The organism is Aeromonas sp. HMWF015, from assembly GCF_963878965.1.
In the GTDB taxonomy this organism is placed as follows: Bacteria; Pseudomonadota; Gammaproteobacteria; order Enterobacterales; family Aeromonadaceae; genus Aeromonas; species Aeromonas veronii.
This window is the reverse complement of sequence record NZ_CAWNZT010000093.1, coordinates 1-2,612: the sequence shown is the minus strand read 5'-3', so window position 1 is coordinate 2,612 and position 2,612 is coordinate 1. Positions and strand designations below refer to the sequence as shown.

The window sequence follows — 2,612 nt, the reverse complement described above, 5'->3', positions numbered from 1 at the left end:
GAAATACTGCAAGTATTTGTTCCTTGATCTCTATGCATTTGCTCTTTGAGTTCACAAATACCAGTGCCACAACATTTCTTTCTAGTCTCGCACCAACAATAGCAGCAGCGAATGATGTTCTGAACTGCCTGATTTGTTTGCCACTGTCCACCAGCACATCGTCTTTCTCGATTTGAATAACAGTATATTCCCGTCTGAACTCTTTATCATAGACGGTAATACTATCCCACTTGACGAAATCAATCTCCTGTAGATAGGTAGCTGAATAGCAATAGACAGGCTTTGTTTTGGACTGTTCGATTAGCAGTGCGGTGAATCGCTCCACGTCGGCTCTAAATCCACCCTCGTAAATCAATTGGCACTCGTCAAAATGAATAACATCAACTTTATCAGCCGCAGTATCATCGAACTTTTCGAGCTGATATATATTTGCGTTTATCCCGCGTCGCTCTGTTTCCTGCAATTGCTGCATCATCACGGCTTTAACCGGAAAGATTACCGCGCCGTTATTATTCGCTGAATGTTGTGTCATTGCATGAGACTTGCCAGCGCCAGTCGGTGCAACAACAAGATGTATTCCGGCCTGTGTCGGAAGTTCATTTACTCGATCTGAAATAAACTCATCTAATTTTAAACTAACTGTTTTATTGGCAATGTTGCCTCCGGTCTGTTGAACCACGATATACTCCTATTATTGTTATATGGGTATTCCATCATCAAGTGCTTCATATCAGTTACTCCGATTACTTTTTAAAATGCTCTGCAATTATGTTTGCCACAAGTTCGTTGACTTTCTTGGCATCGGGAATCTGAATGCCATACTTATCAACAAGCCATTTAAGCTTGGCTCTATCAGCACCCAATATTGCTTGAGCATATGCTGTTAGTCCGAATTTAGTTAAAATCTCCCTAGTATGAGAGTCCATTTTCTTCTCCTTTAAAACGAAAATATGTTGTGATTTCATATAGCCAAAATAAAACCAACCCACAAGGGAGTTGGCTTTAAAAAGGATATATCGTAATACCTGTTTATTATAACTCATAAAAACAGGGTGATAAACATCATGAAATATTCAAATCAGTGAACTACCGAAACAAAATCAACTAACCACAGTTGATGAAGTAATAATAACACTACCTTCAACGGTAATAAACATTGTGCTTATTCCCATATAGGGGGGGGCCATTTTATATAAACGACTCTTTCCTATCACAGCCACGTGTCTCTGCGGTTTATACAAATCATATGGCCAAAACTTTTTTCTCTGGGGCTCCACCAGTGTTCACCTAAATAAAATAAAAAGGAGCTTATATGAGAAAACTGTGTACCCATCCGTCATGCACTAACACTTTCGAAGGTAGAGGCTGGTATTGTCCTACGCATAAGAAAGTCCACCAGTCTCGGAAATATACTAAAACAACAGCCAAAGGCTTAGATAACAACATGGATTTCTATAATTCCAGTGGTTGGCGAAAGCTATCTAAGAGTCACAGAATTAGTTATCCAATCTGTGAACATTGTGGTCGCCGCGCTGCTATTGCTGTTGACCACCACCTGGAATTATCACTTGACCCTAATCACCATCACGCCCGCTGCCGTGATAACTTCGTTTCTGTCTGTAATCCATGCCATTTGTCCAAGACCCGTCAGATTCAAGAATTGATTAAAAAGGGTGATATCAACAAGATCCGCGATTATTTGCTGATTGAACATCCGAGACGTGAAGACGCTGACTATCTGAAGGACTGTGAAATAGTTATTCCCGTGGAATAGTTGTCGAAATTTTAAATTCAAAAATTTAGCTTTGTATCCAAAGCAGAAAACTGTGGCTGTGTGGGGCTCATACATCCTCAATAAAATGGCCCCCTATCAACAATCATTAAGAGGTAGACATGAAATTTATTAAAAACCCATTCAGCATAATGAAAGATTGGTGCAAATCATCTTTAGATCGATTCAAGAAATACCGAGCCGATAAACGGTTTAATAAAACCACTGTAGTTATTCCAATCACATGGCATGAGATTAATATGGTCATATTCCACAAGGGCTATATGTATCGTGCTGAGGTCTCGGCAAATAATTGTGTAGTGACTGATTTCAAAAATGAACCAGTGATCGATCTTCGACTGCTATCTGAAATATTCCGGTTGGTGAAACGGAATCTCAAGGAATACGATAAAATGCCGCTGCCTAAACAGCGCTGAAATCAATATTTTATCAGTAAAAAATTGAGACATTTTGCGAGAAAACACCATGTTGCTAATAATAAGAAATATCGTTTTCTCGCATTTTGTCTCAGTTTTTACTGAACAATGTTAAGTGGTCTGTCACACGATCAAGGTTACTGGTAATCATGTTCGATACAATATGAAACACGGACGTTATCTCTCACATTTCTAAGTGATTTAGGATCATAGGCCAAAATGCCTGTCAACTCTTACACATTTTCAATGTCATACACAAATCAAATGTCTCTTGGCTTTTGTTGAAATGCCTATGCCTCCTGTTACCATACTTTCATTGACTGAATAACAGCACGGAATAACTTGACAATGAAATATGTTATCTATCACCGAGTATCGACTAAGAAGCAGGGAGAAAGCGGACT

The 2,612-nt window shown here is 39.1% G+C and carries 4 protein-coding genes; 2 read left to right on the top strand and 2 right to left on the bottom strand.

Features of this window, described 5'->3' with window-relative positions; genetic code table 11:
• Positions 1 to 679, bottom strand: a 679-nt coding sequence (locus AACS18_RS04310; RefSeq protein WP_181363242.1) for a DEAD/DEAH box helicase family protein, incomplete at its 3' end; no start/stop codon positions are given.
• Between the two features lie 64 nt (positions 680 to 743).
• Positions 744 to 926, bottom strand: coding sequence for a hypothetical protein (locus AACS18_RS04305; RefSeq protein ID WP_146184745.1), 183 nt, complete (start codon positions 924 to 926; stop codon positions 744 to 746).
• 386 nt (positions 927 to 1,312) lie between these two features.
• Here AACS18_RS04305 and AACS18_RS04300 point away from each other — a divergent pair, with 386 nt between their 5' ends.
• Both AACS18_RS04300 and AACS18_RS04295 read left to right on the top strand, forming a co-directional pair.
• Positions 1,313 to 1,774, top strand: coding sequence for a hypothetical protein (locus tag AACS18_RS04300; protein WP_146184744.1), 462 nt, complete (start codon positions 1,313 to 1,315; stop codon positions 1,772 to 1,774).
• Positions 1,775 to 1,893: 119 nt separating this feature from the next.
• A complete protein-coding gene (locus tag AACS18_RS04295) occupies positions 1,894 to 2,208 on the top strand; it encodes a hypothetical protein (protein ID WP_146184743.1) in 315 nt (104 codons plus the stop codon).
• Positions 2,209 to 2,612 lie beyond the last annotated feature (404 nt).